The sequence below is a fragment of the Arthrobacter sp. P1_B3 genome, assembly GCF_056406615.1.
In genome coordinates this window covers 444,616-469,554 of the sequence record NZ_JBFTZV010000001.1, presented here as the reverse complement: position 1 = coordinate 469,554, position 24,939 = coordinate 444,616, and the positions used below count along the sequence as shown (strand labels likewise).

Here is a 24,939-nt window from a genome sequence, read left to right as displayed (position 1 = left end):
ATTAGGCCGGCGCTACTTGGAGGGCGTCACGGTGCCGGCGGCGCCGTCGACCGTAAGGTTGTCGCCCGTGGCGATCCTCGCCGTCGCGTCGGGGACCCCCACCACCGCGGGGATCCCGTATTCCCGTGCCACGACGGCGCCGTGGGAGTTGGGCCCGCCCATTTCCATCACGAGGCCGCCGGCCGTCAGGAACAACGGCGTCCAGCCGGGATCCGTGGACGGCGCCACGAGGATCTCGCCGGGTTCCAGGTGCGCGCCCTGGGGGTCCAGGATCACGCGAGCCCGGGCCATGACGGTGCCGGCCGAGGCCGGCGTCCCGGAGAGCTGTCCGGCCCTGCCGTCAGCGCCGACCTGAACAGCGTTGGCCTGCACTGCCTCGGGCTCGGTGCCGTCCGAGAGCAGCACGCGGGGAATGCGCCGGCGGCCCAGTTCAGCCGCGTACGCCGCCCGGCGCTGCGCCACGACACCCTGCAGCGCCGCGCCGCCCAGCCCCCGGTGCGCCTCGGCCAGGTCAACGAAGAAGATATCGTCCGCCGCATCGATGGTCCCGGCCGCGGCGAGTTCGGCCCCCACAGCCGCAAGCTGCTGGCGGACGGCGCCGAGCGCTTCCACGAGATGGTACTTGGGCAGTTCACGCAGGCCCGCGAACATTCGGGTCCGCCGCAGCGCTGCCCGCACCAGCGCACCCCGCAGGCGGCTGCGCTGCCGCGCCGCAGCCACAAGCCGGCCGACCTGCGCCTCAGCCTCACGCGCCGCCTTGCCGAACTGCCGGTCCGGGGCGAGCGCGGGATCATCCACACGCAGATAGTTGGCCAGGACCCCGATGATGTGGGTCGGGTCGTCAGACCAGCGGGGCATTCCGACGTCGATCTCCGCCACGGCGCGGTGGCCGTACCGGCTCAAGAAGTCCGACAGCCCGGACTGCAGGACGCCGGGAAGATCCGCGGCCCGGTAACGCCGGGCCAACTCGGGCAACGGTTCTCCGAACACCGCAGCCGACGCCGGGTCGTTGCGGATGGCTGTAGCCAGCGACCAGAGGTCCAGATCCATTTCTGTTGTCACGTTGTTGGGCAGGCCCCGCAGGACTTCCTGCAGCGCCCCGTTCCCGGGGTTCCCCGCGAGTTTTCCGGCCGCGGCGAGCAAGGCGAACCCCAAAGCGGGCAGCGGCAGGATGGCCGGAACCACAGGAAAGACGTGCCGGCCAAGGATCCGCTCGACGTGGTCCAGGCGCTGTGTGGCGGTGGCGCCGGCGGGCACCGTGAGTGCGGCCCTGAGCTGTTCGCCCACCCGGTCGGCCCGGCGCAGCGCCTCCTCGGGCCGGATAAGGCCGCGGATCAGGGTTTCCGGGACTCTCGCCCGCGCCGCCACCGGAACGATGTGGCGCAGGAGCGGCCAGGGCGATCTTATGGTGACGGAGAATCTGGGATCGGCGAAAAGGTTGCGCAGCACGGCCGCCGAGCGCGCCTCCATGATGTCGAATACCCGGGGGACGATGGCGCGCCCGGGTTTGCTCCGGAGAACGGGCGTGAGATCGAAGAAAATGCGCTGCCCGGCCTCCGCGTACGGTGCGGGCCCGTCACGGGGCACCGGCACCGGAAAATGCGCTGCCCCCGCGACTGAGGACGCAATCAGCCGGATGCCGGAGAGGCCCATCGGCGTCAGGGGCCGGGTCAGCCCCTGGGCCAGGCTGAAGCAGAGATAGACGCGCGGCGCCGGTCCGGACGGCGTTCTGTCCGGCATCGGATACAGCGTGGTGATGGGCCTGGACTGCGTCAGCCACAGGGCGCCGTCCTGGCCGATGGCCCATTCAAGGTCCTGCGGCGAGCCGAAGTGCACCTCCGCGCGGCGGCCCAGGAGTTCCAGCGCGGCAAGTTGGACATCGTCCAGGCTGGGCGCCGCCCCTGCGCCAGGTTGGGGCACACGCTCTGTGCCGCCGCCGGGCAGGGGACGGATGAGCATGCCCTTGTCCCCAATGCGCCGCTCGAGGATCCGTCCCGTGGCGCCGTCGAGCACGAAGTGGTCCGGGTTGACGGCCCCCGACACCACGGCCTCGCCCAGCCCGGGACTGGCGTCGATGACGGCCTCGTGCCGCCGGCCGGTCACGGGGTTGGCGGTGAACAGCACTCCGGCCACGGCTGCGTCCACCATGCGCTGGACGACCACTGCGAGGGACACGGCGGAGGGCTCGATCCCCTGCACGGTCCGGTACGTCACCGCGCGGTCTGTCCACAGTGAGGCCCAGCACCGGCGGACGGCAGCCAGCAGGGCGTCCGCGCCGACCACGTTCAGGAATGTGTCCTGCTGGCCGGCGAAACTGGCGAACGGCAGGTCTTCGGCGGTCGCGGAGGACCGCACCGCGACCGCGGTGTCCGCGCCCAGCGCCGCATAGGCGGCGCGCACGGCGGCGTCGATGCCGGCGGGGACGTCGGCGTCGAGCACCAGCGCGCGGGCCTTCGCGGCAAGCGCAGCCAGCCCTGCCAGGTCATCGGGGGTGGTCGCGGCGAGGGCCCGGTGCACGTCCGCCAGCGCCGGAGATGCCGTGGCGTCCAGGTAGGCCCGGGTGGTCAGGCAGAAGCCGGGGGGAACCGGAAGGCCGGCCCGTGCCAGCTCGCCCAGGTTGGCCGCCTTGCCGCCGACCTTGGCCAGCATGTCCTGGCCAAGGCGTTCCAAGGCCAGGACCGGCCCGTCCTGGGCAGGGTCCGGCTCCCCGGGGTGCTCCATCCGCAAACCGTCCTTCCGACGCCGGACCTGTGGCCTCGTGACTTTAGGAGTCGCCGAGCATCGGGCCGAAGCTGGCCCTGTCCGCCAGCCGCGGGTCGTCACGGTCCGGCACCACCATGATCGGCCCTTTGGCGTGGTGGAGGACGCCGTCGGATGTGGAGCCCAGCAGCATTCCGGCGAAGCCGCCGCGCCCGCGGGTGCCGACCACCACAAGTTCCACGTGCCGGCTGGCGTCGACGAGGATGTCGACGGGAGAGCCGTCCACCAGCTGTGTCTCCACCTGGAGGGCGGGGAAGTGGCTCCGCAGCCAGGCAACGCCGGCGTCGAGCTGGACCTTGATGTCGGCGAACAGGGCGTCCCGGTCCATCGGGGTGGGCACCCAGGCCAGCGAGCCGGTGTACTGCGGCACGGCGCACACCACGCGCAGCCGGGCGGAGAGCCGTTCGGCCTGGGCTGCAGCCTCCAGTACCGCGATTCGGGCCTGCTCCGAGCCGTCGACTCCGACCACCACAACGTTCTCGACCGGCTGGTGGCCCAGCTTCGCCCGTTCGGCCAGGACATGCTTGTCGTCAGTGGTTTCGCCCAGCCGGTCCGCGCAGATCAGCGGCACAGTCACCGTGGGGCACTTCGCGTGGGCGGGCAGAGCGCTGCTGACGGAGCCGAGCAGCCGGCCCACAAAGCCGCCGCGGCCGCGGGTTCCGAAGACCAGAAGCTCCGCGGTTTCGCTGATTTCCAGCAGCACGCCGGACGCGTCCCCGTTCTCGACGGACGCGTCGACGTCGATGTTGTAAACCGCGACCTTGTCGAGGGCGTGCTTGAGAATGGCTTCGGCGCCCTCACGGATCACTGAGTCGTCCACCGTGGCGTAGCCGCCGTCGAGCCCGGAAGCGGCGAAGATCGGCACCGAATAGGCGGTCACGATGTGCAGCGGGCGGCGGCGGCGCTCAGCCTCGCGGGCTGCCCACACCAGGGCGCAGTGGCTGTGGTCCGAGCCATCCACACCAACAACGATTCCCCGGGGAGGCGCCGGTTCGCCGCCGGCCTCCCACGCCGGGTCCGGGTGCACCTGTTCACGGCCCATGGGGTCCGCCTCCTCGCGATTCTTGCCTGATGTTGCGGCTATTCTGCCAGAAGTACCGCCGCCCGGCGTCCACCGGCGAGGCGACCCGGAATCTGCGTGCAGGAACCCCTGATTTTCCTCACTATTCTCGGTTAATTGCGAACATTCAAGACGGCGGCAGGGCGTCCCTGGCGGCCCGCGTCCGAAGGATTTACGCAGAGTTAACACGCCGTTTCGTTGCGCGGGTTCCCGGGCTTTCGGGACGGTTTCCACAGGTTCCCGGGCACGGAAACCCCCGAAATCCGGGACCACAGCCAATGTCCTACCTCCCCTATCCACGGGCGGGAATCTTCGGTATCCTTCGAGGCATTGCTGAACCGAGACTGGTATTTCAGAACGCAGCCGCTGGGGCTGCGCAACCAGGCCTAGGTTGGCGTCCGGGGTCTTCCCCGCGACTGGCACCATTTCAAGGAGGAACCCTGCAGTGTCGAGCATGCCTTTGTACGGCGGGATCGAGCGGACCACCGCCGTAGTGATCGGGACGGGGCTTTCCGGCCTGGCTGTGGCCAGCGAGCTCCAACGCCGCGGTGTTGCGTCCATCATTGTGGACGGGCTCGACCTCCTGGGTGCCGGCCATCCGGCCAACACGTCCTCGCTCCAGCGCTGCGACGCGGCGGACGCCGCCAGCCTGAGGGAGCGCAACGAAATCCTGCGGCACCTGCGCAATTACGCCGCAAGCCACAAACTCGACGTGCGGAACAACATCCGGGCCCTGCAGCTGGACCTCCTTGAGGCCGGCACGGACGGGGCACCCACCGAGAAGTGGGCCGTCCAGACCCCGGGCGGCGTCCTGCTGGCCGACCATCTTGTCCTGACCCGCTGCGCCCACAGCCAGCTGCGCCGCATGCTCTCGGAGCTTGGCATGGCAGCCGGGCAGAACCTCATGGCGGCGATGCATGCCCTCGGGATGTACCTCGTGGGGGTAGGCGAGCTCATTACGCCGACGCCCAAGGAAGTCCTTCGCCAGGCCAAAGTCGTGGGACAGACGATTTCCGCCAAGGTCTACCCCAATGGCGTCCCCACGCTGCTGCCAGGCGGCTTTGCCCTGGCCGCCCCCGCCTGATACCCGGGATCCCCGGGGTCACGCGGTTCCCGGCCGTTGCTGTGGTTTCCGGTGTTGGGTCAGCTGTCGGCGTCGCTGCCTTCGTCCGGGGTGAGGCGGCGTTTGGCCATCAGGCCCAGGGCCACCAGGATGCCGACCCCCACGGCGACGAAGATCATGACGCTCCAGGGAAACTGCTCCGACCCGGCCGGCGCAGGGGCGGGCGCCTGCGTGGTGCCCGGCTGGGCGGTGCCCATCGTGGGGACCGCAGCAGCCGACGTCGGGCCCGCTGCAGCCGCCGTCGCGGTGAAGGTGAAGCTGCCCTCGATCGGGTGGCCGTCGGAACTGGCCACCCGCCAGTGCACGGTGTACTGCCCGGCAGGAGCGCCGGACTTCAGCTTCTGCGCAGCGACGCTGTCCACGATTTCCACGGGGCCGTCCGCCCAGTTGGCGCCCGTGGCGTCGTTGACCAGGATCTGCGACCCCAGGGCGAGCGGATTGTGGTTGAAAGTGACCGAGACCTGCTCCGGCGGTGCCGCGACGGTTGCTCCGGCAGCCGGGCTGGTGGACTCCGCGGTGTCGTGCGCCGACGCAGGGCTCATGGCTCCCAGCAGGACGGCCACGAGGACGACGGCACCCAGCAGGGCACTGCGAAGCTGGCGGATACGGGGCATGGGCAGGCTACTCCTAGTGTTGGCTTCCTTACAGACTAGGCGAAAACGCAGGGTTGGCCGTCGGGCTCCAAATAGGATTTAAGCAACACCCATCACTCCCGGAGGACTAATGCAAGACCTAATGCTCAAGCAGGGCTCCGCACTCGACCGGTATTTCAAGATATCCGAGCGGGGGTCGAACTTCTCGCGCGAGATCCGCGGAGGGTTCGCCACGTTCTTCGCCATGAGCTACATCGTGGTGCTGAATCCGCTGATCCTCTCCGGGCCCGACTCCACGGGCGCGACCCTCGGTTTCCCCGCCGTCGCCGCCGTCACCGCCTTCGTGGCCGGCATCCTCACCATCCTCATGGGCGCGTGGGCCAAGCATCCCTTCGCCCTGGCCACCGGGCTCGGCGTCAACGCGTTCGTCGCCGTCACCGTGGCCACGAACCCCGGACTGTCCTGGCCGGACATGATGGGCCTGGTGATGCTCTCCGGCATCACCATGCTGATCCTGGTCCTCACCGGCTTCCGGACGGCTGTGTTCAAGGCCGTTCCCGAGGGGCTGAAGACCGCGATCGTGGTGGGCATCGGCCTGTTCATCGCCCTGATCGGGCTCGTCAACGCCGGCTTCGTGCGCCGCATCCCGGATGTCGCCGGAACCACCGTTCCGGTCGGCCTGGGCTTCGACGGCAAGCTCCTGGGCTGGCCCACCTTCGTGTTCGTGTTCGGGCTGATCCTGACCATCGCGCTCGTGGTCCGCAAGGTCAAGGGCGCCATCCTGATCGGCATCGTGGCCTCGACCATCCTGTCCGTGATCCTGGAATCCATCCTGCACATCGGGCCCAGCTTTGACGGCACGAACCACAACCCGCAGGGCTGGTCCCTCGTGGCCCCGAAGTTCTCCGAATGGGCGGCCCCGGACCTGTCCCTGCTCGGCAGTGCCGACCCGTTTGGCGCCTTTGAGCACCTCGGCTTCGTCGCGGCGACCCTGCTGGCGTTCGTGATCCTGCTCAGCATCTTCTTCGATGCCATGGGCACCATGGTGGGCCTGGCCACCGAGGCCGGCACCATCGACAAGGACGGCAACATCCCCAACGTCGACCGCGTGCTGCAGGTGGACGCCCTGGGCGCGATCATCGGCGGCGGCGCCTCGGTCTCCTCGAACCAGATCTACGTCGAATCCGGTGCCGGCATCGGCGAAGGCGCACGCACCGGCCTGGCATCCGTCGTCACCGGCCTGCTGTTCCTCGTGGCCATGTTCTTCACCCCGCTGATCAACCTCGTGCCGTTCGAGGCCGTGGCCCCCGCCCTCGTGATCGTCGGCTTCATGATGGTCTCGCAGGTGGGCAAGATCGACTGGCAGGACTGGGGCATCGCGATCCCGGCCTTCCTGACGTTCACCCTCATGCCATTCACCTACTCGATCGCCAACGGCCTGGGCGCGGGCTTCATCAGCTTCGTGCTGATCCGCTTGTTCCAGGGCCGGGCCCGCGAGGTGCACCCGCTCATGTGGGCCGTGGCTGCCGCGTTCCTGCTGTTCTTCGCGATCGGCCCGATCGAGGCCGCCCTCGGGTTGCACTAGGGCCCGCTCCCCCGTTCCCTCCCGCCGAGACCGCACTTCGTGGCAGTGTTTTTCGAAAACATTGCCACGGACTGCGGTCTCGGCGGTGTTTAAACGGGGATTCCGGGATTCCGGACAGTCCGACGGCGGCGCTGCTGGTTTTGCGGCCCGGCATGCGGTGAGCTAGGGGCATGGTTTCTCCCGCGCTCCCCGTTGATGTCCCGCCGCAGCCCTGGACCGGCCGGTTCGACGGCGACGGCGACGAGCACCGGCGCTGGTGGCAGGCCGTGACCCCCTCCGCTGCAAGCACGGTTCCGGTGGCTTCCCCCGGTCCGCGCCCCGCCGTCATCCTCGGCTTCGGCAGCGACGCCGGGGTGCGGCGCAACAAAGGCCGGACCGGCGCCGCGGCCGCCCCCGCCGCCATCCGGGCCGCGCTCGGCCCGCTCGCCTTCCACCTCTCGCGGGGCGTCCACGACGCCGGTGACGTCACCGTGGCCGGGGACGCGCTGGAGGCAGGGCAGGCACGTGCCGGGCTCGCCATCACCAGGCTGCTCGACGCCGGCCGGCTTCCCGTGGTGTTGGGCGGCGGACACGAGACTGCCTTTGCCAGCTACCTCGGCGTGGCCGGGTCCGCGGCCGTGCGCGAGGGCCTGAGCGTCGGCGTGTTGAACCTGGACGCGCACTTCGACCTCCGCGACGAGTCCGTGCCGAGCTCCGGCACGCCGTTCCTGCAGATGGCCCGCGCGGAAGCCGCCGCCGGCCGCGAACTGCGCTACGCCGTCGTCGGGATTTCCGAGCCGAACAACACCCGGGCGCTGTTCCGGACGGCAGAGGAGCTCGGCGTGGACTACCTGCTGGATGAGGACTGCTCGGCGGAGGCCGCGGCCACGTTTGTGGCGGCGTTCCTGGCGCAGGTGGACGCGTTGTACCTGACGATCGACCTGGACGTGCTGCCGGCCTCGGTGGCCCCGGGGGTGAGCGCTCCGGCCGCTTATGGTGTGCCGCTGCCGGTGATCAGCGCCGTGTGCCGGCAGGTGGCCGCGAGCGGGAAGCTCCTGCATCTGGATATCGCCGAGCTGAACCCGGAGTTTGATATCGACGGCCGCACCGCCAAGGTGGCCGCGCGGCTGGTCAATACGCTGCTCGGGTAGGGGCGCGCAAGGGTTCGGAGACGGCGCTCCGGCCCCGCAGGGATGGACTGCCCGCCCTGCGCCAGCGATCATGAAAGCAGGCGCGAGGTTTCGGCGACCGCAGCAACACGGCTTCTCCTTGCGCGATGGAGGCGCAGCGCAATGTCCCCAACATCCGGCCCTGCAGATCATGCCCCGGCGGACGCTTCCGCCGGCTCCCCGGACACGTTCCTGACGGACTACTACGAGCATGTGGCCGACGACGACATCCGGAACTACACTGCCGAATCGCTCCGGAGCCGCGCGGAATACCATCGTTCGCTGGCCGCAACCCGGGCCCCGGGCCACGCCGTCATCGGAGTGCTGAGTGAGACGGACGCCAGCGTCGTGGCAATCGTGGCTGAGGACATGCCGTATCTGCTTCCCTCCATCACGGCGGCACTCGCCCGTGACAACGCCGCCATACGCCTGCTGGTCCACCCCACTTTCACCGTTGGCAGGACCCCCGGGACGAACAAGCTCGTGGGCATCCGGCCGGTACCGCTGCGCACTGCTTTGCCGGTGGGCAACGAACCTCCCGCGATGCCGTCGCCGCGTGAATCCACTGGAGATTTGACCTGCACGGAGGCCTGGATCGCCGTCGAAACCGCCAGAGTGCCGGATCAGGCCAGCGCCGATCGGCTCATCCATAATCTCCAAGCGGTCCTGGCCGACGTTCGTGCGGCCGCCGAGGATTCCGCAGCCATCCATCGGCACGTGGCCGCGGAAGTTGCCGCCCTGGATGCCAAAACCGCCGCGGCCAGCGCTGCGGATTCAGTGGTTGCAACAGTGCAGGCAGCCAGGGACTTGCTGCTCTGGCTGGACGAGGGCAACTTCGTGTTTCTCGGATACCGCGGGTATGACATCGCCGACGACGACGGACTGCCGGTCCTCGCGGCACAGCCGGGGTCCGGGCTCGGGCTCCTCCGGCACCGTGAGCAGAGCCGGCCGCTGCGGGGTTCCGCCAGGCCGGGGGCGCGGGGTCCGGCCCCGGCCCTGGCCCTCACGAAAGCAGGTATCCGTTCCACGGTCCTCCGGGACGCCTACTTGGACGAAGTCAGCCTCCTGAGGTTTGACATGGCCGGCAACCCTGCCGGGGAAGTGTGCTTTGTTGGCCTTTTCGCCCCCAGCGCTGCAAACCGGTCCGTACTTCAAATCCCGGTCATCCGGGACAAGGTGTCCACGGTACTGGACCGCTCCGGATTCCCGCCCGGGTCCCATGCCGGCAAGGAACTGCTGGGCGCCATCGAGGCCTATCCGCGTGACGAGCTCTTCCACATCGACGCAAACGATCTGGCCAGCCATGCGCGCGAAATCCTGCGCCTCCAGGAACGCCACAGCACCCGGCTGTTCCTCAGGCCCGATTCCTATGGACGCTTCATGTCCGCCCTGGTTTTCCTTCCCCGCCGCCGCTACAGCACGGCGGTTCGGCTCAACATCGAGCGGGAACTGCGGGAGGGCTTCAACTCGAAAGCCGTCGAGTTCGAAGTCCGTCTCAGCGAGTCGGCCATGGCCAGGGTGTTTTTCCGGATCCTGCTGCCGGGCGGCGGACAGCCCGCCGTCGACGCCTCAGCACTGGAGCTGCGCATCATTGCTGCCACGAGGTCATGGGCGGAGGGCTTGGACGAGGCTCTGCAGCACAAATTCCCCGCCGGCGACGCCGCCCGGCTGTCCATGCAGTGGGCCCAGGCGTTTCCGGCCAGCTACAAGGCCGACTACCAGGCGGAGGATGCCGTCGAGGACATTATCAAATTCGAAAGCCTGGGCGGGCCGGACGGCGGGAACCGCGATGACCCGCTGCTTTCCGTCTACGCACGCCCAGGGACTCCGGTGCTGGCCGAGGACGCCCGGATCCGCCTCTATCTGACACGGCCGAAGAGCCTGACGCAGATTCTGCCGTTCTTCCACAACCTGGGGCTCGAGGTGCTCGACCAACGCCCCTACGACGTCCGGCGTGCCGACGGACACACGTTCTTCCTGTACGACCTCGGGCTCAAATACCCCTCCGGCGTGGACCCCGCAGGCACCAGCGGACTGCTGGCCGAGTCGTTTTGCGCCGCCATGAGAGGAGACATCGAGTCCGACACCTTCGACGCACTGGTTATCAGGGAAGGAATCGGCTGGCGCCAGACAGCCATCCTGCGCGGCTATGCGAAATACCTGCAGCAGCTCGGAACCACCAACTCCTACGGCTTCATGGCGGACACCCTGCGGACGAATGTCCGGGCCACGCGCGCACTCCTTGCACTGTTCGAGGCAAAGTTCGATCCGGATCTCGACCAGCCAACCCGCCTCGGTGGCATGGACTCGGCCAGAAGTGAGCTGACGGCTGCCATCGACGCCGTGCCCGTCCTGGACGCCGACCGTCTGCTGCGGTCCTTCGCGAGTCTTGTCGAGGCGACCCTGCGCACCAATTACTTCCTGAACAAGCCCTACCTCAGCTTCAAGCTCAACCTCTCCGGCGTCCCGGCCGCACCTGCCCCGCGGCCAAAATACGAAATCTGGGTCTATTCGCCCCGGGTTGAGGGGGTGCATCTGCGCTTTGGCGCCCTTGCCCGCGGCGGGCTTCGCTGGTCCGACCGCCGGGAGGACTTCCGGACGGAGATCCTGGGACTCGTCAAAGCGCAGACCGTCAAGAACGCTGTGATCGTGCCAACGGGCGCCAAGGGTGGTTTCTATCCGAAGCAGCTGCCCGACGCCGCCACCGACCGGGCGGCCTGGCTGGCGGAGGGTCAGGAGAGCTACCGGATCTTCATCCGCGGCATGCTGGACATCACCGACAATCTGCTCACATCCCCCGACGGCGCCCACGGGTCCACCGAGCTGGTTGTGCCGCCCGAGCGGGTGGTCCGGCACGATGGCGATGACTACTACCTGGTTGTTGCCGCGGACAAGGGGACGGCCGCGTTCTCGGACATCGCCAATGCCTTGGCTTTGGAGTACGGATTCTGGCTCGGCGACGCCTTCGCCTCGGGCGGCTCGGTGGGCTATGACCACAAGCAGATGGGCATCACGGCACGCGGGGCCTGGGAGTCGGTCCGGCATCATTTCCGCGAACTGCTCATCGATTCCGCGGCCGAGGACTTCACGGTAGTGGGGATTGGCGACATGAGCGGTGACGTGTTCGGCAACGGCATGCTGCTGTCCCGCCACATCCTGCTAGTGGCGGCGTTCGACCACCGGCACATCTTCCTCGATCCAACCCCCGATCCGGCCGCCTCCTATGCGGAGCGGCAGCGGCTGTTCGGGCTTTCCCGTTCCTCCTGGGCCGACTACGACGTCTCGAAAATCAGCGCGGGCGGCGGCGTGTTCTCCCGGCTGGAAAAGTCGATCGAGATCACCGAAGCGGTGCGCCTTGCCCTGGGGCTGGAGCCGGGAACGACGGCGATGAGCCCACCGGAGCTGCTCAAGGCCGTCCTCCTGGCACCTGTGGACCTGCTCTACAACGGCGGCATCGGCACGTACGTCAAGGCCTCCACCGAGACCCACGCGGACGTGGGAGACAAGGCCAACGATCCCATCCGTGTCAACGCCGTCCAGCTGAGGACCAGGATCATCGCCGAGGGCGGCAACCTTGGCATCACCCAGCGGGGCAGAGTGGAAGCGGCGCTGGGCGGGGTCCTGCTGAACACCGATGCGATCGACAACTCCGCCGGCGTGGACTGTTCGGACCACGAAGTGAACATCAAGATCTTCCTCGACCGGATGATCGCCGCGGGAAGGATGTCCTCGGAGGAAAGGACAGGCTTCCTGCACTCCCTGCAGGAGGAAGTCGGACGCTTGGTCCTGAAAACCAATGTGGACCAGAACGTGCTCCTCCTCAACGACCGCCAACTGGTGGGTCAATGGAGCCCGAGCTTCGAGCGCACCATGGACTGGCTGGAGACCGTGACGGACCTGGACAGGAACCTTGAATGCCTGCCCAGCACAGAGCAACTGCACGCCCGCCTGCAGACCGGCGCCGGCCTGACATCTCCGGAGCTTTCCGTGCTGGCCGCGTATGCCAAGATCGAGCTGGCAAGGGAACTCACAATCAGCGGACTCGCCGATGACCCTTGGTTCGCCCGGACGGTACGCGGCTACTTTCCGCGCCAGCTGGCGGAGCGGTTCGGGGAGGAGCTGTCCACGCATCCGCTGCGGCGGCAGATCGTGGCCACTGTTATTGCCAACGACATGATCAACCTGGGGGGCATCGCCTTCGCCTTCAGGGCCATGGAGGAGACCACGGTATCGGCGGCCGCCGTGGCCCGCGGCTTCGTGGTCATGCGCAAGATTTGGGACTTTGGCTCCATCACCCAAGCCCTCGCACAGCTGCCGGCAAGCATCCCCGGCGAGCACGGGTGTGCGGTGGCACTCGACATGCGCCGCCTGCTGGACCGCTCGACCCGGTGGTATGTCACCCACGATTTCCGGGACAAGCCAATCGCCGATGCATTGGCCCGGCTCGAGCCCCCCATGTCGCTTCTGCGCCCAAAGTTCGGCAGCTACCTTCACGGCGTGAATCTGCAGCATGCGCTGATCCGGCTGGCCCACACCGACGCCGTCGGCCTGCCCCATGAACTGGGCGTGCGCGCCTCCGAGATCCTGGTCAGCTACGGTCTTCTAGACATCTCCGCCATATCCGAAGAGCTCCAAGAGCCGGTGGACACCGTGGCCGAAGTGTACTTTGCCGTCTTCGAGCGGATCTCGGCGGTCCCCATTCTTGAACACATCACGGCGCTGCCGCGGGAAACGCACTGGGAGGCCCTCGCACGGGCGGCGCTTAGGGACGACGTGTATTTGGTCCTTGCCGGCATGACGAAGGCTGTTGTGAGGAATACGCCACGCCCCTCCGCCCCCGGAGGCGATCCGGTCGAGCGCATCGTCGCCTGGGAACGCGAAAACATCGAACAACTCGGCAGGATCCAGGAAACCATCCAGGAGGCCATCAAGCCGGGCCCGGTGGACATCGCAGCATTATCCGTTGCGGTCAAGCTGTTGCGGGCCGTGGTCAGCCGCTAGGTAGCACCGCCCCGTTTCCGGTCTCCCCAAGTCCGTCCGCCACAGACAAAAACCGGGGCCCGTTCGCGACACCGCACCACCATGGTGCGGAACGGCGAACGAACCCCGGTTCCTGTTGAAGTGTTGAAGCTACGCCCGGCGCACCTGCACGCCGTCGGACTGCAGGAAAAGCTCCGTCTCGGACGGCCCGGCGGGGACCAACCAGAGCACATTTCCGCTCAGTGAGACTTCTTCGACCTCACCGGCTGCAATGACCTGTGCGTGCTTGACGATTTCGACGCGTTCGCCGACCCGGAGGCCGCTCCAGTCGGAAACCGTAGCTGCGGATGCAAGGCGCCTGGACAGTACCGTGCCGCGTGCTTTCATAGAACTCTTACCCCTTTGTATGTGTTCTTTGCCACAACTTCATTGGTGTGACTTTCCATTTGTACTACAGTTCCCGGGTCCCCGCCTTCCGTGTCGGCCAAAGATTTCGGGGACGCCGGGAATTGTTCAGCCGCCGTGCACTTTATTTCTCTTCAGGCGAGAGTTCCGACGGCGGATTCGGCCGCCGCCCGGACCTTGCCCGACGCCACCAGGACGTCCGCCGCTTCAAGCTCCGGGGACAGGAACCTGTCCGTGCCCGGACCGTCGACGACGTCGCGCAGCGCAGCGATCACGGCCGCGCCCGCAGGACCCGGAGTGAGTTCGCCGCCGGAGAGCTGGGTACGGATGTCCAGGGCACGGGCCGAGGTCACCAGTTCGATCGCCAGGACGCGGCGCAGGTTCTCGACCGCGCGGCGGAGCTTGCGGGCCGCGTGCCAGCCCATGGAAACGTGGTCCTCCTGCATCGCCGAGCTCGGGATCGAGTCCACCGACGCCGGGACGGCCAGCCGCTTGTTGTCCGAAACCAGCCCGGCCTGCGTGTACTGGGCGATCATGAGGCCCGAGTCGACGCCGGGGTCCGAGGCCAGGAAGGCCGGCAGCCCGTGCGAGCGGGCCGGGTCCAGCATCCGGTCGGTCCGGCGCTCGGCGATGGAGCTCAGGTCCGCAACGGCGATCGCGAGGAAGTCCAGCACATAGGCCACCGGGGCGCCGTGGAAGTTTCCGTTGGAGCTGACCCGGCCGTCGGGCAGGACCACCGGGTTGTCGATCGCGGCGGCCAGTTCGCGGGAGGCGACCAGGGCGGCGTGATCAACGGTGTCGCGGACAGCACCGGCCACCTGGGGTGCGCAGCGCAGCGAGTATGCGTCCTGGACCTTGGTGTCGTTGATCCGGTGCGAGGCCACGATCGGCGAGTTGGACAGCACGCGGAGCATGTTGTCGGCGGCGGCGGCCTGGCCCGGGTGCGGGCGCAGCGCTGCGTGCAGCTCGGGCAGGAACACCTGGTCGGTGCCGAGCAGCGCCTCGACGCTGAGCGCCGCGGTGATGTCCGCCGTCGTGAGCAGTTGGCGGATGTCCGCGATGGCCATCAGCAGCATGCCGAGCATGCCCTCGGTGCCGTTGACGAGGGCCAGGCCCTCCTTTTCGGCGAGCGTGACAGGTTCGATCCCGTGTTCGGCGAGGAGCTCCGCGACGGTGCGGCCGCCCTTGGTGCCATAGAGCTCGCCGTCGGGGCCGGTCGCTTCGCCTTCGCCCATCAGGACCAGGGCACAGTGGGACAGCGGCGCGAGATCACCCGAGCAGCCGAGGGAACCGAATTCGCGGACCACCGGGGTGATGCCGGCGTTGAGCACGTCCACCATGGTCTGCAGCACCACCGGGCGGACACCGGTCCGGCCGGAGGCCAGGGTCTTGGCGCGCAGGAACATGATGCCGCGGACCACTTCGCGTTCCACGGCCGGGCCCATGCCGGCGGCGTGGCTGCGGATCAGCGATTTCTGCAGCTGGGTGCGCAGCTCGTTGGGGATGTGCCGGTTGGCCAGCGCCCCGAAGCCGGTGGAGATGCCGTAAGCGGGGACCTCGCTGTGGGCGAGGTCGTCGATGTGGGCGCGGACCTTGGCGACGGCGTCGAGGGCGTCCTGGGCGATGGTCACGTGGGCGTCGTGGCGGGCGACGGCTACGACGTCCTCGGGGGTCACGCCGCTGGAGCCGAGCGTGACGGTGAGCGGTGAGTGGGTGGTGATGGTCATTGAAATCTACCTAGGTCTAATTGTTGGTCCGGCGTCCCCGTCGATTGCTCCGTTGCGGCCCTTTTCAAGGTTCAAAACGGCGTTTACGGAGCAATCGACGAGGTTTTCGCGGGCTTGGTTAGCGGGACTCGGACATGGGGATGCGGACGCCGCGTTCCTTGGCGACCTCGACGGCGCGGTCGTAGCCGGCGTCGGCGTGGCGGATGACGCCCATGCCGGGGTCGTTGGTCAGGAGGCGTTCGAGTTTCTCCGCGGCGAGGTCGGTGCCGTCGGCGACGGAGACCTGGCCGGCGTGGATGGAGCGGCCGATCCCGACGCCGCCGCCGTGGTGGAGGGAAACCCAGGTGGCGCCGGAGGCGGTGTTGAGCAGGGCGTTGAGCAGCGGCCAGTCGGCGATCGCGTCGGAGCCGTCGGCCATGGCCTCGGTTTCGCGGTACGGGGACGCGACGGAGCCGGAGTCGAGGTGGTCGCGGCCGATCACGATGGGCGCCTTGACCTTGCCCTCCTTGACGAGCTGGTTGAACAGCAGGCCGGCCTTGGCGCGTTCGCCGTAGCCGAGCCAGCAGATGCGGGCCGGCAGGCCTTCGAACTCGACCCGTTCGGCGGCGGCGTCGATCCAGCGGTGCAGGTGCTTGTTCTCGGGGAAGAGCTCCTTGATGGCCTTGTCCGTGACCGCGATGTCCTCAGGATCGCCGGAGAGGGCAACCCAGCGGAACGGGCCCAGGCCCTCGCAGAACAGCGGGCGGATGTAGGCCGGGACGAAGCCGGGGAATTCGAAGGCGCGGCTGTAGCCGCCCTTGCGGGCCTCGTCACGGATGGAGTTGCCGTAGTCGAAGACCTCGGCGCCGGCGTCCTGGAACTCGACCATGGCCTGGACGTGCTTGGCCATCGAGGCCTGGGCCTTCTTGGTGAAGCCTTCCGGATCGGCGGCGGCCTCGCGGTGCCACTCCTCAACCGTGATGCCCTCGGGCAGGTAGCTCAGGGGGTCGTGCGCGGAGGTCTGGTCCGTGACGATGTCCACGGTGAGCTCGCCGGCGTTGTGGCGGCGCAGGATCTCGGGGAAGACTTCGGCGGCGTTGCCGACGTAGCCCACTGACCAGCCGCGGCGCTCTTCCTTGGCTGCCAGGACCTTGGCGATCGCAGCGTCGAGGTCCGTTTCGACCTCGTCGAGGTAGCGCTTGCCGGCCCGGCGGCGCAGGCGGGTCTCGTCGACGTCGACGATCAGGCAGGCGCCGTCGTTCAGGGTGACGGCGAGCGGCTGGGCGCCGCCCATGCCGCCGCAGCCGCCGGTGAGGGTCAGGGTGCCGGCGAGGGTGCCGTTTTCGTCACCGGTGAGCTTGCGGGCGATCGCGGCGAAGGTCTCGAAGGTGCCCTGCAGGATGCCCTGGGTGCCGATGTAGATCCAGGACCCGGCGGTCATCTGGCCGTACATCATCAGGCCCTCGGCCTCGAGCCGGCGGAATTCGGGCCAGTTCGCCCAGTCGCCGACGAGGTTGGAGTTGGCCAGCAGCACGCGCGGGGCCCATTCGTTGGTGCGGAAGACGCCGACCGGCTTGCCGGACTGGACCAGCAGGGTCTCGTCCTTCTCCATGGTTTCCAGGGTCCGGGTGATGGCGTCGAATGCGGCCCAGCTGCGGACGGCACGGCCGGTGCCGCCGTAGACCACCAGGTCATCGGGGCGCTCGGCGACCTCGGGGTCGAGGTTGTTCATGAGCATGCGCAGCGGGGCTTCCGTCTGCCAGCTCTTGGCGGTGAGCTCGGTGCCGCGGGCTGCTTTGACCGGGCGGGCACCGGTGGTGAAATCGGCGGGTGCCATGAGGATCTCCTTTGTGGCTGGATGTGTTGCTGGATGGTGTCTGTACTGGATGGTGTCTGTGCTGGGGCGAAATCGGGAGGAATGAGGTTCTGTATCAACTAAAGCCCCTTCACGGCCGTGGAAACAGGCCCAACGCGGGGGTGCTGTCCGGGATTCCAGACCCTTCCCCTCCCCCGTTGCGCTATCAGTTCCGGTTGCCAAAACGGGCGAATGGGAGCCGTAAGTGATAGCGCAACCGGGAGGAGGGGCGGGTGGGGGTGGGTCAGGCGGGGCGGCCGTGGATCCGGACCGAGAGCTCGTCGGCGACCTTCTGGACCCGGGCGGCCAGGACCGGCCACTGGTCCGCGGGCAGCTTGTCCTCGAGGAAGGTCACGGCGACGGCGGCGGTGGGCCACCCCACGTGGTCGGTCACGGCGGCGGCGATCGAGCCGAAACCGGGGGTCACCTCGCCGTGTTCGGTGGCGTAGCCGCGCTGCCGGACCTGGTCCAGATGGGAGGACAGCGCGGAGTACTTCATGATGGGCGATTCGGTTTCGTGCCGGGCAGTGAAGGCGGCAGCGTTCGGGTACAGCGCCCGCACCTGGGACTTCGGCAGCGCGGCAAGAATCGCGCGGCCGCTCGCGGTGAGGTGGCTGGGCAGCCGGACCCCGACGTCGGTCACCAAAGACGGCCGGTTCTTGGCCCGCTCTTCCACGATGTAGAGCACGTCGCGGCCGTGCAGCACAGCCAGATGCGCGCTTTCGCCAATCACGTCCACGAGCGAGGCGAGCATCGGCCGGCCCAGCCGGGACAGCGGCTCCTGCCGCGAATAGGCCGAGCTGAGTTCGAAGGCGCTGATGCCCAGGCCGTAGCGCTGCTCCTCATGCAGATGGAGCACGAAGCCGTTCGCTTCCATCACTCCGAGCAGGTGGTAGACGCTGGAGCGCGGCAGCCCCAGCGCGGTGGCAATGTTCGACGCCGCCATCGGTCCGCGCCGGGAGGCCAGCAGCTTGAGGATGCGCAGGGTGTTCTCGGCGGCAGGGACTTTCGACGTCGCCCTGGTGCCGGCGGCTCGGCGGACCGGGGCGGGAGCCGGTGCCGGCTTGGCCGCCGCGGCGCCGGGCGCGGGAGCGGCAGCGGCAGCGGGAGCGGCAGCGGCAGCGGGCGAATCCGATGCCGCGGGTTGGTGGGTCAGGGTGGTGCTGCTGGCTGGCATGGGTCCTCTTCAAGATCGGGCGGTGTCCGGTATCCCGTACTTAAGAATGCCCCCGCCGGGCGGGTTGCGGTAGGCCATTCAGCCCCACCGGTGTCTGGAATTCCGGACACCTGCAAGGCCGACGTCGGACTTCTCCTAGGGCGACTTCCGAGGCAAGGCAGCAAGCCGCGCGTGCCTGTGGCTGGCGCAGGGGCTTTCAGTCAAATGACAGTGGGGCAATAAATCCAAACAAGTCTCCCCCGGGTGTTCCTTTTGGCCCTTCCCCCGAGCCAAAACACCGGATTACCGTTGAGTCGGCACCACGGCCCGCGGAACCACGGGCGTCAGGGCCGGGATCAGGCGAACAGGCATCGAGGGACTATCGGCGATGGGCTTCACGCAGCGGGTTGAGGACACTGGCGGCGACGACGTCGCGACCGCAGGAGGCAGGGGCGCCAACCTGGGAGAGCTCACCCGTGCAGGCTTCCCCGTCCCGCCCGGATTCGTCATCCTCACTGGCAGCGGCCGGTCCGGTACCTCTACGGCTCCGAATCAGTCTCAGCGACGTTTAGAGACTAGGACCAGGAAGTGACTATGAGTGTTCAACACGAATCCGGCCGCAATGGAGCGGCCACGCTGCGGCGGCACGTCCTTCCGACGGAACTGGGCTCCTGCACGGTGCGGGTCCAGCAGGGCACCGGAAGCCGGTGTCCCGCGCCCGGCACAGCGGATGTCTACCTTCACGGCGCCGCGGGATCCTGGACTTCCTTCCCGCCGTTATTATCCGCGGCGCCAGCCCATGACCGTGTGCTGATTGATCTGCCGGGCTGGGGCGAATCCACGAAGGGTGCCCGGCTGGAGCATTTCAGCATCGAGGCGATGGCACAGGTTGTCACCGAAGTTTTGAACTCGCTCGGCTACCGGCGGTGGAACCTGGTGGGCCACTCCATGGGAGGCTTCCTGGCATTGCACATTGCCGCGGCCTGGCCGGAGAGGACGGCCAGCGTCGCCACCATTTCGGCCACTACATTCGGCGTGTCCGAGGCGGCCCGGCGGCCTCTGCACAGCCTTTCAAGCTTCCCGACGTTTGTCGGCCTGCTGCTGCTCATGCGCTCCATGGCGGCCCTGGGCCCGGCGGGGCCGGCGCTGGTCCGTGCAGTCGGCAGCACACCCGTGACGGGACTGGTATTGTCCCCCTTCTTCGCAGAACCCGCAACCATCCCGGCGGGCGTGCTTCGCGGGCTCGGCGACGACGCCCGGCCGGCCAGCTTCTCCGCAGCAGTCCGGGCCGCGGCGCACTACGACTTTGGCCAGTGGCGCGGCATCAGCTGCCCGGTACTCGCGACGCGCGGGGACAGCGATTTGTTCACGCCTCCTTCTGACCTGAACCGGCTGGCCGAAATAGTCCCGCACGCCCAGCTCGTCACGATCCCGCGTTGCGGACACTTCGCCAATATCGAGCGGCCCGAGTACCTGCAACGGCTGCTCGATGACCTGCGGTCGCCATGAAGTGTCCGCTAAAGATGAATGCCCTGGGCCCGGGAGGGGTCCGCGGAGGAAGGTAGCGAAGGCATGGTTGCAGCGTTGTCGGGCAAGGTCGCCTTGGTAGCAGGGGCCACGCGCGGCGCGGGCCGCGGCACCGCCGTCGCCCTCGGCGAGGCGGAAGCGGTGGTGTACTGCACCGGCCGCACGACCTCCAGCCACCGCTCCGACTACAACCGGCCCGAGACGATCGATGAGACGGCCGGCCTCGTCAGCGCCGCGGGCGGCACCGGGATCGCCGTCGCGGTCGACCATCTCGTACCGTCCGAGGTCGAAGCCCTGGTCCAAAGGATCGACGAGGAACAAGGCCGGCTGGATATCCTGGTCAACGACATCTGGGGTGGCGAGGACTTCATTGAATGGAACACGCCGCTCTGGGCGCACAATCTGGACGCCGGGCTGCAGATGCTCCACCTTGGCCTCGACACCCACCTCATCACCAGCCACTTCGCGCTCCCGCTGCTCGCCCGCCGCCCCGGCGGCCTGGTGGTGGAGATGACCGACGGCACCGGCGAGTACAACGCGCGGCACTACCGGGTGTCGGTGTTTTACGATCTCGTCAAGACCGCGGTGCTCCGCCTGGCGTTCAGCCAGGCCGAGGAGCTGAAGTTGTCCGGGTGCACGGCGCTGGCACTGACGCCCGGCTGGATGCGCTCCGAGATGATGCTCGAACACTTCGGCGTCACCGAGGCGAACTGGCGGGAAGCCGCCAGCACGCAACCGCATTTTGCCGCGATCTCGGAAAGCCCGCTGTTCGTCGGGCGCGCGGTCGCGGCCCTGGCGGCGGACCCCAACGTGCTCAGCCGCACGGGCGGCTCATATTCCTCCGGAGCGCTGGCGCGCGAGTACGGTTTCACCGACACCGACGGCTCGCAGCCGGACTGCTGGAGATACCTCGTCGAAGTCCAGGAAGCGGGACTCGACGCCGATGCCGCCGGCTACCGCTGACCGCTGACTCCGGGCCCCCACCCTCGTGCGCCGGCGGCAGCCAGCCCGGGCACAGCGCGGGCGGACAAGGCCCCACCCCGGCGGAAGGACTACGATCTGGAGCATGAAGCAGACGTGGGAACCATCCCAGGACGGCGTCCTGGTTCTTCCGTCCGGCCGGAGCGTCCGCGGCCGGGGGCTGCACTACGCGCTGCCCGAGGGCCCGCTGCCTGATTTCGGCCTCTACCTGCTGGGCAAACAGCCGCCCCGGGTGGAGTGGGAGTCCAGATGGCTGCTGTGGCCCGACCTGCGGCTGCCGGCCGACGAGCATGACGCCTTCGACGCATTCCGCGAGGCCTGGCGCCGGGCGGCGGCCGAGCGGGTTGAAGTGGCCTGCTGGCGCGGCATCGGCAGGACCGGAACCGCACTGGCCTGCATCGCCATCCTGGACGGAGTCCCGCCCGCCCAGGCGGTGTCCTACGTCAGGCGCAAGTACCGGCGTCGGACGGTGGAGACTCCGGGGCAGCGGCGGTACGTCGCCCGCTTTCACGCGGACACGCCGTAGGCCGGCTCAGTAGGCCAGGTCAAACAGTGACGACGGCCTTGCCGCGGAGGTGGCCATCGCGCAGGTCCCGGATTGCCGCCGGAGCGTCCGCCAGGGCATAGCACTTGCCGATAACCGGGGTCACCGCGCCCGCCTCGATGAGCCCGGTCAGGAACCGGAGGTCCTCCGCGCGCTCTGCGGACATGACGCCCGTGAGCCGCTGGCCGACAAACACGGAGAGCAGAGCCGCGCCGAGCGAGCGTCCAATGCCTCCGGCCAGCCGCCCTCCGCCTTCCCCGCCGACGATCGCGAGCGTTCCCTTCGGCTTGAGCGCCCGCCGGAGGACGGCGACCGGGCGGTTGCCGGCGGTGTCGACAATGAGGTCGAACTGCCTGGCCCCGTCCGCGAAGTCGTCATGTTTATAGTCGATGACATGGTCCGCGCCGATCGAGCGGACCAGATCGGTTTTCGCAGTACTGCACACCCCCGTCACCTGCGCCCCGAACGCCTTGGCGAGCTGCACCGCATACGCGCCGACACCGCCGGCCGCGCCGATGACGAGGACCTCCTGCCCGGCCTGGACCCTGCCGGCGTCCCGGAGCGCCTGGAGGGCCGTGACGGCGGAGATCGGGACGGCGGCGGCCTGCTCGAAGCTGAGGTTCTTGGGCTTCAGCGCGAGCCGGGCTTCCTTTGCGCACGCGTATTCGGCGAAGGATCCCTCGCAGGTGCCGTACACCTCATCCCCCGCGCGAAAGCCGACGACGTTCCGGCCGACAGCCTCCACCTGGCCCGCCACGGCCCGGCCCCGGATGCGGGTCTTCGGTTTCCTCAGCCCGTAGCCGACCGCACGGGTCAGGTACGGAAGCCCCGTCATGAGGTGCCAGACGCCCTGGTCGACGCCGGCGGCCCGTACCCGGATCAGCACGTCGTCATCGCCGGGCACGGGGGCTTCGGTCTCGCGCAGTTCCAGCACTTCAACGGAACCGTAAACATCCTGAACGATCGCTTTCATGGTGTTTCTCCTTCAAAGTCGGGGTATTGGAAGACGTCATCGAGCGGAACTTTGAGAACGTGGGCGATCTGGAACGCCAGTTCAAGCGACGGCGAGTAGCGGCCTTGTTCAATCGCGATGACCGTCTGGCGGGTCACACCGATACGTTCGGCGAGCTCCGCCTGGGTCAGCTCGCCGCTTTCGAAGCGCAGGCGCCGGATGGAGTTGGTGACCCGGGTCGGCTTCACCACGGCTGGAAGCCCTTGCGGTAGGCGACCACCTTGGCCACGGATCCCAGGATTGCCGAAAGGACGAAGGCCAGGTAGATGACGTTGGCGATCCAGAAGTGGTCGAGCTCGGCCATGGCCAGGAGGAGCGCCGTCACGGCCCCGACGACGAGGAAGGACTGGCCGATGTACTCGCCGAAGCGGTAGATCTCCTTGTCCCGCTGGTCTTTCATGCCGGCGTCCTTGGCGGACAGGGCCCGGATCGCCAGATGGAGCACGATCGAGAGGCCGATCGAAGCGCCGACCGTCCACAGCAGCGGCGCCACGTACGGCACTTCCGTGAGCGGCATGGTGCCGGCCAGACCAAGAACGACGGCGAGGTACGCGGTGTAGGTTGCGGCCGCAAGCACCCCCATGATCCAGGCGCTCTTTTCTTCAAATGACATCTGCCGCTCCCGCGCAACCAAATCGATGTAAAACAAACCTGACATCCTAAAAGTAAAGAAAACCTGACATGGTGTCAAGAGTTTTCGACTCGCTTTAGGTTTGGGTCCGACGGCGGCGACCGTGCCGCCCTCGATCCGACCGCGCTTGGTCCCCGCGCGGAGTTTCCCCACCTTTGCCACCACGACGCCGGCACGCGCCGCCATCGCGGGACCACACGCCGCAAGGCCCCGCCAAAGGTGGGGAATCCCGGCGGCGGGGACGCCGCACAGTCTGAAATCAAAGACACGAAGTACCCGTGAGACTCATCACAGCAAGGCCGGACATGGTCTGCTGGATAGCGATCCCCCTCCCAATGACGAGAAGGTATTCGCATGCAACAAGCCCAAACCGCCACGAAGCCGGCACCTGACGAAGCAGGCACCGGCAGCGCCGTCACCACCGTCGGCGCAGCCGTTGACTCCGTACTCAGCCGGGGACTCAACGTCCGCCACATCCGCTTCATGGCGCTGGGATCGGCGATCGGCACGGGGCTTTTCTACGGCTCCGCCTCCGCCATCCAGAAGGCCGGGCCCGCCGTCTTGCTTGCCTACATGATCGGCGGCGCCGCAGTCTTCATGGTGATGCGGGCCCTGGGCGAAATGGCGGTGCGGCACCCGGTATCCGGGTCCTTCGGCCAGTACGCGAGCCGTTACCTGGGGCCGCTGGCCGGGTTCGTGACCGGCTGGACCTATGTCTTCGAGATGGCGATCGTGGCCATCGCGGATGTCACGGCCTTCAGCATCTACATGGGATTCTGGTTCCCCGACGTGGAGCGCTGGGTCTGGATCCTGGCCATCATCTTCTTCCTGGCGGCCCTGAACCTGCTCAGCGTCAAGGTGTTCGGTGAGCTGGAATTCTGGTTCTCCCTGATCAAGGTTGCGGCCATCATCGCCATGATCGCGGGTGGGGCGGCGATCATCGTCTTCGGTTTCCAGGCCGGCGGCGCCACCGTGGCGCCCGGGCTTGGCAACCTCGTGGACCACGGGGGCGTGTTCCCCAACGGGTTCGAAGGGCTCCTGGCCTCCTTCGCCGTCGTGATGTTCGCGTTCGGCGGCATAGAAACCCTCGGCATCACCGCCGGTGAAGCCGCCGACCCGAAAAAGGTCATCCCCAAGGCAGTCAACACCGTTCCCGTCCGGGTCCTGCTGTTCTATGTGCTGACCCTCGGCGTGCTGATGAGCCTGTTCCCGTGGGATGAAATTGGCAGCAACGGCAGCCCCTTCGTGCAGATCTTCAGCGGTCTGGGCATCCCGGCAGCGCCCCACATCCTCAACGCCGTCGTGATCACGGCGGCGCTCTCGGCAGTCAACAGCGACATCTTCGGCGCCGGCCGGATCCTCTTCGGCCTTGCCCGGCAGGGCCACGCCCCGGCGAGCTTCGGCAAGGTCTCCCGTCACGGGGTGCCGTGGATGACCGTGGTGATGATGACCGGCATCCTGCTGGTGGGAGTGGTCCTGAACGCCGTGATCCCGGAGGACGTCTTCCTGCTGATCGCCTCGATCGCCACCTTCGCCACCGTGTGGGTCTGGGCCATGATCCTGGCCTCCCATGTCGCCATGAAACGCGAGATCGCCCGCAAGTCCCTGCCGGCGTCGGAGTTCCCCTCACCGTGGTGGCCCGCCGCCTCCGTGCTGACCATCGCGTTCATGGCCCTCGTGATCGTGATTCTGGGCGTCTTCGAGGACACGCGCGTGGCGCTGTACGTGGGCGCCGTCTGGCTCGGCGTCCTGGTACTCGCCTACCGGCTCTGGGTCCGCGGCCACGGCCGGGCGCGGGCGGAACTCGTGGATGAAACGGCCCAGCTCCCGCAGGTTCCCGCCGGGCGGTAAACGGCGCCTCCCCCTCAGGGGC

At 68.1% G+C, this 24,939-nt stretch carries 18 protein-coding genes; 8 read left to right on the top strand and 10 right to left on the bottom strand.

The genetic code is table 11. The features are described 5' to 3' along the window. Nucleotides 1-12 precede the first annotated feature (12 nt). Both AC1D2F_RS02180 and AC1D2F_RS02175 read right to left on the bottom strand, forming a co-directional pair. Complete coding sequence (locus AC1D2F_RS02180; protein WP_476966072.1) at nucleotides 13-2,721, bottom strand: PEP/pyruvate-binding domain-containing protein; 2,709 nt, start codon at nucleotides 2,719-2,721, stop codon at nucleotides 13-15. Between the two features lie 43 nt (nucleotides 2,722-2,764). Beyond that, on the bottom strand, nucleotides 2,765-3,802 hold the full coding sequence (locus tag AC1D2F_RS02175) for a universal stress protein (RefSeq protein WP_229994738.1): 1,038 nt from the start codon (nucleotides 3,800-3,802) through the stop codon (nucleotides 2,765-2,767). Nucleotides 3,803-4,274: 472 nt separating this feature from the next. Here AC1D2F_RS02175 and AC1D2F_RS02170 point away from each other — a divergent pair, with 472 nt between their 5' ends. Continuing rightward, on the top strand, nucleotides 4,275-4,904 hold the full coding sequence (locus AC1D2F_RS02170; RefSeq protein WP_364747078.1) for an NAD(P)/FAD-dependent oxidoreductase: 630 nt from the start codon (nucleotides 4,275-4,277) through the stop codon (nucleotides 4,902-4,904). Between the two features lie 59 nt (nucleotides 4,905-4,963). Here AC1D2F_RS02170 and AC1D2F_RS02165 read toward each other — a convergent pair whose 3' ends face one another. Further along, nucleotides 4,964-5,557, bottom strand: coding sequence for a copper resistance CopC family protein (locus AC1D2F_RS02165; RefSeq protein WP_229994737.1), 594 nt, complete (start codon nucleotides 5,555-5,557; stop codon nucleotides 4,964-4,966). A gap of 121 nt (nucleotides 5,558-5,678) precedes the next feature. Here AC1D2F_RS02165 and AC1D2F_RS02160 point away from each other — a divergent pair, with 121 nt between their 5' ends. From AC1D2F_RS02160 to AC1D2F_RS02150, 3 genes are all read left to right on the top strand, one after another. Then, on the top strand, nucleotides 5,679-7,121 hold the full coding sequence (locus AC1D2F_RS02160; RefSeq protein WP_229994757.1) for an NCS2 family permease: 1,443 nt from the start codon (nucleotides 5,679-5,681) through the stop codon (nucleotides 7,119-7,121). A gap of 170 nt (nucleotides 7,122-7,291) precedes the next feature. Then, nucleotides 7,292-8,251, top strand: a complete 960-nt coding sequence (gene hutG, locus AC1D2F_RS02155) for a formimidoylglutamase (RefSeq protein ID WP_364746961.1) — start codon at nucleotides 7,292-7,294, stop codon at nucleotides 8,249-8,251. A gap of 141 nt (nucleotides 8,252-8,392) precedes the next feature. Next, complete coding sequence (locus AC1D2F_RS02150) at nucleotides 8,393-13,270, top strand: NAD-glutamate dehydrogenase (RefSeq protein ID WP_364746959.1); 4,878 nt, start codon at nucleotides 8,393-8,395, stop codon at nucleotides 13,268-13,270. 129 nt (nucleotides 13,271-13,399) lie between these two features. On the opposite strand, the gene AC1D2F_RS02145 is transcribed toward AC1D2F_RS02150, so the two are convergent. The 4 genes from AC1D2F_RS02145 to AC1D2F_RS02130 form a co-directional block, all read right to left on the bottom strand. Beyond that, a complete protein-coding gene (locus AC1D2F_RS02145) occupies nucleotides 13,400-13,636 on the bottom strand; it encodes a hypothetical protein (RefSeq protein ID WP_229994734.1) in 237 nt (78 codons plus the stop codon). A gap of 152 nt (nucleotides 13,637-13,788) precedes the next feature. Continuing rightward, nucleotides 13,789-15,381: a histidine ammonia-lyase gene (gene hutH / locus AC1D2F_RS02140; protein ID WP_229994733.1), complete on the bottom strand. Its 1,593-nt coding sequence runs from the start codon at nucleotides 15,379-15,381 to the stop codon at nucleotides 13,789-13,791. A 118-nt stretch (nucleotides 15,382-15,499) separates the two neighbouring features. Beyond that, the gene (gene hutU / locus AC1D2F_RS02135) at nucleotides 15,500-17,197 is read right to left on the bottom strand and encodes a urocanate hydratase (RefSeq protein WP_229994732.1); all 1,698 of its coding nucleotides are present in this window, start codon (nucleotides 17,195-17,197) and stop codon (nucleotides 15,500-15,502) included. Nucleotides 17,198-17,459: 262 nt separating this feature from the next. Further along, a complete protein-coding gene (locus tag AC1D2F_RS02130; RefSeq protein ID WP_476966071.1) occupies nucleotides 17,460-18,392 on the bottom strand; it encodes an IclR family transcriptional regulator in 933 nt (310 codons plus the stop codon). Between the two features lie 573 nt (nucleotides 18,393-18,965). On the opposite strand from AC1D2F_RS02130, the gene AC1D2F_RS02125 reads away from it, so the two are divergent. The 3 genes from AC1D2F_RS02125 to AC1D2F_RS02115 all read left to right on the top strand — a co-directional run bounded on the left by AC1D2F_RS02125 (nucleotide 18,966) and on the right by AC1D2F_RS02115 (nucleotide 21,405). Beyond that, a complete protein-coding gene (locus AC1D2F_RS02125; protein WP_229993952.1) occupies nucleotides 18,966-19,880 on the top strand; it encodes an alpha/beta fold hydrolase in 915 nt (304 codons plus the stop codon). A 63-nt stretch (nucleotides 19,881-19,943) separates the two neighbouring features. Beyond that, on the top strand, nucleotides 19,944-20,861 hold the full coding sequence (locus AC1D2F_RS02120; RefSeq protein WP_229993953.1) for an SDR family oxidoreductase: 918 nt from the start codon (nucleotides 19,944-19,946) through the stop codon (nucleotides 20,859-20,861). Nucleotides 20,862-20,964: 103 nt separating this feature from the next. Beyond that, nucleotides 20,965-21,405: a protein-tyrosine phosphatase family protein gene (locus AC1D2F_RS02115; protein ID WP_229993954.1), complete on the top strand. Its 441-nt coding sequence runs from the start codon at nucleotides 20,965-20,967 to the stop codon at nucleotides 21,403-21,405. Nucleotides 21,406-21,424: 19 nt separating this feature from the next. Here the strand turns inward: AC1D2F_RS02115 and AC1D2F_RS02110 are convergent, their stop codons facing one another. Genes AC1D2F_RS02110 through AC1D2F_RS02100 form a run of 3 tightly spaced genes read right to left on the bottom strand, consistent with a single transcriptional unit; the run spans nucleotide 21,425 to nucleotide 23,048 of the window. Continuing rightward, a complete protein-coding gene (locus AC1D2F_RS02110) occupies nucleotides 21,425-22,396 on the bottom strand; it encodes an NAD(P)-dependent alcohol dehydrogenase (RefSeq protein ID WP_229993955.1) in 972 nt (323 codons plus the stop codon). Further along, complete coding sequence (locus AC1D2F_RS02105; RefSeq protein WP_090579051.1) at nucleotides 22,393-22,626, bottom strand: helix-turn-helix transcriptional regulator; 234 nt, start codon at nucleotides 22,624-22,626, stop codon at nucleotides 22,393-22,395. Before AC1D2F_RS02105 ends, AC1D2F_RS02110 begins: the two co-directional genes overlap by 4 nt. After that, on the bottom strand, nucleotides 22,620-23,048 hold the full coding sequence (locus AC1D2F_RS02100; protein ID WP_364746953.1) for a hypothetical protein: 429 nt from the start codon (nucleotides 23,046-23,048) through the stop codon (nucleotides 22,620-22,622). Before AC1D2F_RS02100 ends, AC1D2F_RS02105 begins: the two co-directional genes overlap by 7 nt. A gap of 372 nt (nucleotides 23,049-23,420) precedes the next feature. Between AC1D2F_RS02100 and AC1D2F_RS02095 the strand changes: the two genes are divergently transcribed. After that, nucleotides 23,421-24,917: an amino acid permease gene (locus AC1D2F_RS02095; protein ID WP_229993957.1), complete on the top strand. Its 1,497-nt coding sequence runs from the start codon at nucleotides 23,421-23,423 to the stop codon at nucleotides 24,915-24,917. Nucleotides 24,918-24,939: the final 22 nt, after the last annotated feature.

Bases quoted from the DNA above. Each gene is read 5' to 3' on its own strand.
- AC1D2F_RS02110 (WP_229993955.1), bottom strand. From the start codon at position 22,396: ATGAAAGCGATCGTTCAGGATGTTTACGGTTCCGTTGAAGTGCTGGAA.
- hutG (WP_364746961.1), top strand. From the start codon at position 7,292: ATGGTTTCTCCCGCGCTCCCCGTTGATGTCCCGCCGCAGCCCTGGACC.
- AC1D2F_RS02125 (WP_229993952.1), top strand. From the start codon at position 18,966: ATGAGTGTTCAACACGAATCCGGCCGCAATGGAGCGGCCACGCTGCGG.
- AC1D2F_RS02150 (WP_364746959.1), top strand. From the start codon at position 8,393: ATGTCCCCAACATCCGGCCCTGCAGATCATGCCCCGGCGGACGCTTCC.
- AC1D2F_RS02165 (WP_229994737.1), bottom strand. From the start codon at position 5,557: ATGCCCCGTATCCGCCAGCTTCGCAGTGCCCTGCTGGGTGCCGTCGTC.
- AC1D2F_RS02175 (WP_229994738.1), bottom strand. From the start codon at position 3,802: ATGGGCCGTGAACAGGTGCACCCGGACCCGGCGTGGGAGGCCGGCGGC.
- AC1D2F_RS02145 (WP_229994734.1), bottom strand. From the start codon at position 13,636: ATGAAAGCACGCGGCACGGTACTGTCCAGGCGCCTTGCATCCGCAGCT.
- hutH (WP_229994733.1), bottom strand. From the start codon at position 15,381: ATGACCATCACCACCCACTCACCGCTCACCGTCACGCTCGGCTCCAGC.
- AC1D2F_RS02095 (WP_229993957.1), top strand. From the start codon at position 23,421: ATGCAACAAGCCCAAACCGCCACGAAGCCGGCACCTGACGAAGCAGGC.
- AC1D2F_RS02180 (WP_476966072.1), bottom strand. From the start codon at position 2,721: ATGGAGCACCCCGGGGAGCCGGACCCTGCCCAGGACGGGCCGGTCCTG.
- AC1D2F_RS02170 (WP_364747078.1), top strand. From the start codon at position 4,275: ATGCCTTTGTACGGCGGGATCGAGCGGACCACCGCCGTAGTGATCGGG.
- AC1D2F_RS02120 (WP_229993953.1), top strand. From the start codon at position 19,944: ATGGTTGCAGCGTTGTCGGGCAAGGTCGCCTTGGTAGCAGGGGCCACG.
- hutU (WP_229994732.1), bottom strand. From the start codon at position 17,197: ATGGCACCCGCCGATTTCACCACCGGTGCCCGCCCGGTCAAAGCAGCC.
- AC1D2F_RS02160 (WP_229994757.1), top strand. From the start codon at position 5,679: ATGCTCAAGCAGGGCTCCGCACTCGACCGGTATTTCAAGATATCCGAG.
- AC1D2F_RS02100 (WP_364746953.1), bottom strand. From the start codon at position 23,048: ATGTCATTTGAAGAAAAGAGCGCCTGGATCATGGGGGTGCTTGCGGCC.
- AC1D2F_RS02115 (WP_229993954.1), top strand. From the start codon at position 20,965: ATGAAGCAGACGTGGGAACCATCCCAGGACGGCGTCCTGGTTCTTCCG.
- AC1D2F_RS02130 (WP_476966071.1), bottom strand. From the start codon at position 18,392: ATGCCAGCCAGCAGCACCACCCTGACCCACCAACCCGCGGCATCGGAT.